Origin of the sequence: Aquabacterium sp. UBA2148, from assembly GCF_002328915.1 — a bacterium.
Classification (GTDB): Bacteria; Pseudomonadota; Gammaproteobacteria; order Burkholderiales; family Burkholderiaceae_C; genus Aquabacterium; species Aquabacterium parvum.
Window position 1 is genome coordinate 3,286 of the sequence record NZ_DCXA01000187.1, and the last position, 6,306, is coordinate 9,591.

Below are 6,306 nucleotides of genomic sequence, written 5' to 3' on the forward strand. Positions count from 1 at the left end.
TCGCGGCGATTTGCGCGGGCCCGCAAATCGCAAATGAAAACAGCATGGCATTTGGGCTCGGTGGCGTTGGTCGCGTTGCTCGCTGGGTGTGGTGGTGGCGGCAACGGCGACGCCCCGGCTGCTCAATCGGGCGGGCAGTTGCAGGCGGTGCCCAAAGAGCGGGAGTCCATCCTGGCGGTCTCGCCCGTGTCGGTGGCGCGTTGGGATGCGGTGCAGACCTTGCCCATCGTTCCGGTGTCGGCGGCCAACCTGCCTGACGGCAAGGTGCTGCTGTGGTCTGCTGAAGACCGCTTTGGCTTTTCCAGCGGCTCGCAGACCTACACGGCCTTGCTGGACCTGGTGACGGGACAGGCCACCGAGCGCCTGGTCACCGAAACGCAGCACGACATGTTCTGCCCTGGCACCACCAACCTGGCCGACGGGCGCCTGCTGATCAACGGTGGCATCAGCACCCAGGCCACCAGCATCTACGACAGCCGCACCAACAGCTGGACGCGTGGCCCGGCCATGGTCATTCCGCGCGGCTACAACGCCAACACGCTGCTGGCCGATGGCTCGGTGTTCACCTTGGGCGGCTCCTGGAGCGGTGGCACGGGCGGCAAGCATGGTGAGGTCTGGAAGGACGGGCAGGGCTGGCGCCGCCTGACGGGTGTGCCGATCGACCCGTTCCTGTCGAATGACCCGTCCCGAGCGTTTGGCGGTGACAGCCATTTCTGGCTGCTGCCGGCTGGCAACGGCAAGGTCTTCCATGCCGGCACGGGTGTGGACATGCACTGGATCGACACCCAGGGCAATGGCAGCGTGACGTTCGCCGCACGCCGGGGCGACGACGAGTTCAGCGTCAGCGGCAACGCGGTGATGTTCGACACGGGCCGCATCCTCAAAGTGGGCGGCGGGCCGGGCTACGACGCGGTCAACGCCAACGCCAACAGCTACGTCATCGACATCAACGCGGGTGTGTCGGTGCGCAAGCTCGCGCCCATGGCCTATCGCCGGGCCTTTCACAACTCGGTGGTGCTGCCCAATGGGCAGGTGGTGATCATCGGCGGGCAGACCTACGCGGTGGGTTTTTCCGACAACAACTCGGTGCTGGTGCCTGAGCTGTTCGACCCGGTCACGGAAACCTTCACGCCGCTGCCGGCGATGAGCGTGCCCCGCAACTACCACAGCGTGGCCTTGCTGCTGCCCGACGCGCGCGTGCTGTCGGCCGGTGGTGGCTTGTGTGGCCAGGGCTGCGCGGCCAACCACGCCGACTACCAGATCCTCAGCCCCAACTACCTGTTCACCCGCGACGGCCAGCCCGCCGTGCGCCCGGTCATCCGCAGTGCGCCCGACGAGGTGGTGTACGGCACGCGCATTCAGGTGCAGCTCGACAGCGACGTGAGTTCGTTCGCCCTGGTGCGCATGAGCTCGACCACGCACACGGTCAACAACGACCAGCGACGCCTGTCGCTGAACTTCCGGCCCATGGGTGGGCAGCTCTACGAAGTGGACGTGCCCTCCAACCCTGGCTGGGCGCTGCCCGGCTACTGGATGCTGTTCGCGCTCAACGACGACGGTGTGCCCTCGGTGGCCAAGGTCGTTCGTGTTCATGGCACGGGTGCGCCGGTGATCACCCCGATCGCAGACCAGACCACCCTGCTGGGTGCGGCGGTGAGCCTGCAGCCCGCTGTCACGGTGGACGGTGGCGGCACCGTCACCTACCGCGCCACAGGGCTGCCGGAAGGCGTGAGCATCGATGCGGCCACCGGTCGCATCAGCGGCACGGCCACGGCGGTTGGGCGCTCGCACGTCAAGCTCTTTGCCAGCAAGGGTGCGGCGAGCGTCAGCACCGAGTTCCTGTGGAGCGTGGGCAGCATCCAGGCTGCGCGCTACCTCAAGTTCGAGGCCCTGTCCGAGCGCAATGGCAACGCCTGGACTTCGATGGCCGAACTCAACTTGCTCAACGAGTCGGGGCAGGTCATGCCACGCACGGGTTGGAAGGTGTCGGCAGACAGCCAGGAGCTGGCCGGTGAAAACGGGGCCGTGGGCAACGCCATCGACGGCAACGAGGGCACCATCTGGCACACACAATGGCAGGCCGCCAACCCGGTGCACCCGCACTGGATCGTGGTCGACATGGGCTCGGCTCAGCGCGTCACGGGCTTGCGCTACACACCTCGCTCGGGCGGGGGCAATGGCACGGTCGCCCGCTACCGCGTGTACCTCAGTCAGGACGGCGTGAACTGGGGCTCGCCCGTGTCCGAGGGCAACCTGGGTGACCTCGGTGACTGGGCCGCCACCAAGGAGCTGAAGTTCAATGCCCTGTCCACGGTCAACCGCGCGCCCACGCTGGTCGCGCCCGTGGCACCGCCCGTGCGCGAAGGCGACGCGGCGATGCTGACCGTGACGGGTTCCGACCCGGACGGCGACGCCATCACCTTCAGCGCCAGCGGCTTGCCGCCAGGCATGTCCATCAACGCCAACTCAGGCGTGATCAGTGGTGTGGCCAGCCGCCTCGGCAACTACGAGGTGACGGTCACGGCGCAGGACAACCGTGGTGCCAGCAGCCAGGTCGTCTTCGGCTGGTCGGTGCTGGGGGCGCCGCCCGTGATCACCTCGGTGCCTGTTGCGCCTGTGGTGTCTGGCACTTCGGCGGACTTCACCGCGTCCGTGACCGGGCAGGGTCCTTTCCAATACAAGTGGTCGTTTGGCGATGGCTCGGGTGAGACCGCCTACAGCGATCAGTCCAGTGTCAGCCACCGTTATGCCGAGGCAGGTGTCTACGAGGTCACGCTGACGGTGCTCGGCGGAGATGGTGTGTCCGCCGCCGCGAAGAAGTTCTGGCAGGTGGTGGGGGGTGACCCTTCTGCGCCACAAGCCAGGGGCTCGGGTGCGCTGGCCTGGGCGCCGCGCGACGGCCGCCTGTGGGCCGTCAACCCCGACAACGACAGCGTGTCGGTGTTCGATGGCACGACCTGGTCGCGACAGGCCGAGGTGGCCGTGGGCGCACAGCCGCGCGCGCTGGCCATCGCGCCATCGGGACAGGTGTGGGTTGTCAACCGTGGCAGCGCCAGCATCACCGTGCTCGACGGCAGCAGCCGCGCGCTGGTACGCACCATCGCCTTGCCCACGGCTTCGTCGCCTTATGGCATCGTGTTCGATGACGACGGGCAGGCCTACGTGACCCTGGAGGCGGTGGGGCAGGTGCTCAAGCTCTCGCCGACGGGCGCCACCCTGGCCACCGCCAACGTGGGCGGATCGCCTCGTCACCTGGCCTTGTCGGCCGATCGCTCTCAGTTGCTGGTCACGCGCTTCATCACCCGGGCCCAGCCTGGCGAAGGCACCGCCGTGATCCAGACCGTGGTCAGCGGCGCGCGGCAGGGCGCCGAGGTGCACGTGCTCTCGCCCGCATCGATGGGCGTGCTGCGCACCATCGTGCTGCAGCACAGCGACAAGCCCGACACCACCGTGTCGGCCCGAGGCGTGCCCAACTACCTGGCCGCTCCGGCGATGTCGCCCGATGGCCGCTCGGCCTGGGTGCCCTCCAAGCAGGACAACATCCTGCGCGGCAGCCTGCGCGATGGCCAGAACCTGAACTTCGAGAACACGGTGCGCGCCATCTCGTCGCGCATCGACCTGACGACACAGGCTGAAGACGCCGCCGCGCGGGTGGACCACGACAACGCGTCGGTGGCCAGTGCGGCGCTCTACCATCCGACGGGCGCCCTGGTGTTCGTGGCCCTGGAGACGAGTCGCCAGGTGGCCGTGCTGGACCCTGTGGGCCGACGCGAGCTGTTCCGCTTCGACACAGGCCGCGCACCGCAGGCGCTGGTGCTCTCGCCCGATGGCCTGCGCCTGTTCGTGCTCAACTTCATGGACCGCACGGTGGGTGTTTATTCGCTGGAGAGCCTGCTGCGTCGGGGTGAGTCGACTGCGGAGCAGGTGGCCCTGCTGGCGGCCGTCGGCACCGAGAAGCTCAGCGCCACGGTGCTCAAGGGCAAGCAGCTGTTCTATGACGCACGCGATCCGCGCCTGGCGCGAGACGCCTACATGAGTTGCGCGAGCTGCCACAACGATGGCGGGCACGATGGCCGCACCTGGGACCTCACGGGTCAGGGCGAAGGTCTGCGCAACACCATCAGCCTGCGCGGCCGCGCCGGGGCGCAAGGGCGCCTGCACTGGAGCGGCAACTTCGACGAGGTTCAGGACTTCGAGGGGCAGATCCGCTCTCTGGCGCAAGGCACCGGCCTGATGACCGATGCGCAGTTCAACACCGGCACGCGTGCGCAGCCGCTGGGCGATCGCAAGAGCGGCGTCAGCACCGACCTGGATGCGCTGGCGGCCTACGTGTCTTCGCTCAACACCTTTGACGCCAGCCCCTTGCGCGCAGCAGGTGGGCAGCTGACGGCATCGGCATCGGCGGGGCGCACGGTCTTCGCGGCCCAGTGCGTGAGTTGCCACGGCGGTGCCGACTTCACGGACAGCGCAGCAGGGCAGTTGCGCAACGTCGGCACGATCAAACCCAGCAGCGGCAAACGCCTGAACGCCACGCTCAGTGGCCTGGACACGCCCACCCTGCGTGACGTTTGGGCCACCGCGCCTTACCTGCACGATGGCTCCGCCGCGACGGTGGACGACGCGGTGCGCGCCCACTCGGGCCTGACGCTCACGGCGGCGGACCTGGCCAACGTCAGCGAGTTCGTGCGCCAGATCGGCGGCACCGAGCCAGCCGTCACACCCTTGGTGCCCGCAGGCACCGGCACCGGCCTGCGTGGGCAGTACTACAACAAGGGTTGGTTCGGCACCACCTCGCTCGTGCTCACCCGCACCGAGAACCCCAACTTCGACTGGGGCACCGCTCGCCCCGCCAGCAACGTCAACGCCGACAACTTCGTCGTGAAGTGGACCGGTACGGTGCAGGCCGAAGAGGGTGGCGTCTACCGCTTCCAGACCCTGTCCGACGACGGCGTGCGCGTGTCGGTCAACGGCCAGCAGGTCATCAACAACTGGACGGCACACGGGCCCACGGCGGACACCAGTGCCGCCATCACCCTGGAGGCGGGCAAGCGCTACACCATCGTCATCGACTACTACGAGCAAACGGGTGGCGCGGTGCTGCGCCTGAGCTGGCAGAAGCCGGGTGCCACGGCCTTCACGGCCATCCCGACCAACCGGCTTTACCTGCCGTGACGATGGGGGCTGCCATGCATCGGTCGCGTCGCCCAGCCCGCTGGATGAGCGTGGCCTGTGTCCTGATGGGGGGGGGCGTTGCTGACGGCCTGCGGCCTGGCGCCCCAGGAGCAGTTGCGCCAGCTCGGGCAGCGCTGGTTCAACGGCGAGGTGCCCTTGCAGGCACGCATGGTGGGTCACGCTCAAGACCTGCCTGCCGCCGCTGCGGCCTGCATCAACTGCCACGGTGCCGGTGCATCCAGCGAGCGCTTTGCGGTGGCCCTGAACCGCAACTGGCTCACTCAGCCGCAGGCGCGTCGCGGTGGGCCTCTGTCCCGCTACGACGCGAAAAGCTTTTGCCGTGTGCTGCGCGAAGGCATCGACCCCGCCTGGGTCGTCGTCAACCAGACCATGCCGCGCTACGAGGTCACCGACCTGCAATGCCGGGCCCTGTGGATGCACCTGAGCCAGCCCGGGAGGCCCGATGCCAGGCGATGACATGAACCATGGTCGCCGCCAGCTGATTCGCGGTCTGGTCGTTGGCGCCGCTGGCTCCGCATTGGGCGGGTTGGCGTGTGCGCACCAGGTCGCTGGCCGGCTCGACCCGCCCCTGGCGCCCCCTGCGCTGTCGGTTCGCTGGCAAGACGGCAGCCAGCGCCAGCTGGCCGATGTGCTGGAAGGCCGGGTCACCGCCTTGCAGATGATGTTCACCACCTGCAGCGCAACCTGCCCCATTCAGGGCGCCTTGTTCGCGTCCTTGCGAGATCGCCTGGGTGCGGCGCGCCCTGATGTGCAGTTGATTTCGCTGAGCCTGGAGCCCTTGGTGGACACCCCCAAGGCGCTGAGCGAATGGCTCAAGCGCCATGGCGAAGGTCGGGGCCGGTGGCTGGCCGGCAGCCCGGACATCCGGGCGCTCAATGCCTGGGTCGACTTCCTGAAGTCGGCACAACCTGGGCCTGATCGGCACACAGGCCAGGTCTACCTGTTCGACCGGCGTGGTCGCCTGGCCCTGAGAACAGTGGACTTCCCTGCGCCAGAGCAGGTGCTGGGCATGCTGGACGGCCTGGCTCGGCTGCGCTGAACGGCGGGTGCCCATGGCCGGTTCCCGGCCGGGCGCCTGTTCGACTCAGCGTGCTGCCCTGCCGGCAGCAGCCG

General features: G+C 68.3%; 3 protein-coding genes. All 3 read left to right on the forward strand.

What is annotated here, in order from left to right:
• Nucleotides 1–33: 33 nt before the first annotated feature.
• The 3 genes from B2W70_RS10555 (at nt 34) to B2W70_RS10565 (ending at nt 6,232) form a co-directional block, all read left to right on the forward strand.
• On the forward strand, nt 34–5,172 hold the full coding sequence (locus B2W70_RS10555) for a PA14 domain-containing protein (RefSeq protein WP_286745544.1): 5,139 nt from the start codon (nt 34–36) through the stop codon (nt 5,170–5,172).
• A 78-nt stretch (nt 5,173–5,250) separates the two neighbouring features.
• Nucleotides 5,251–5,649 carry a hypothetical protein gene (locus B2W70_RS10560; protein WP_286745546.1) on the forward strand — a complete coding sequence of 133 codons (399 nt, stop codon included), beginning with the start codon at nt 5,251–5,253 and terminating at the stop codon, nt 5,647–5,649.
• A 1-nt stretch (nt 5,650) separates the two neighbouring features.
• On the forward strand, nt 5,651–6,232 hold the full coding sequence (locus B2W70_RS10565) for an SCO family protein (protein ID WP_286745548.1): 582 nt from the start codon (nt 5,651–5,653) through the stop codon (nt 6,230–6,232).
• Nucleotides 6,233–6,306 lie beyond the last annotated feature (74 nt).

Coding starts and splice junctions, on each gene's coding strand:
- B2W70_RS10555 (WP_286745544.1), top strand. CDS start 34: ATGAAAACAGCATGGCATTTGGGCTCGGTGGCGTTGGTCGCGTTGCTC.
- B2W70_RS10565 (WP_286745548.1), top strand. CDS start 5,651: ATGAACCATGGTCGCCGCCAGCTGATTCGCGGTCTGGTCGTTGGCGCC.